The 285-nt window shown below is 57.5% G+C and carries 1 pseudogene; it reads right to left on the reverse strand.

Going from position 1 to position 285, the window contains the following annotated elements:
* A pseudogene (locus AACY45_RS28970) lies at positions 1 to 285 on the reverse strand (hypothetical protein); the annotation flags it as partial.

A 285-nucleotide genomic window follows, 5' to 3' on the forward strand; every position in this document is an offset into this window, starting at 1 on the left:
GCAGCATGTCCTCGGTCAGTGTGCGCTGGGCCTGCGGCATCAGTTGCTCCTGTCCCAGTTCCTGCAAGGTCGCATAGGTGGTACTGGAGAAGTTGCCGGAGTTCGGGGTGTTGGTCACCACGAACAGGTACAAGCCTTTGTCTCTGCCCTTTGCAAGATAAGCCGCCGCCAATTCACGCAACTGCCTGGCAAACGGCGGGTAGCGGAAGTACTGGTTTTCAAAGTAGGCGTAGTTGCGCACGTTGCCCAAGGCGTTGTGGTACAGCTCCAGAATCGAGGTCTCTG

The sequence above is a fragment of the Pseudomonas sp. RA_35y_Pfl2_P32 genome, from assembly GCF_963970735.1.
Classification (GTDB): Bacteria; Pseudomonadota; Gammaproteobacteria; order Pseudomonadales; family Pseudomonadaceae; genus Aquipseudomonas.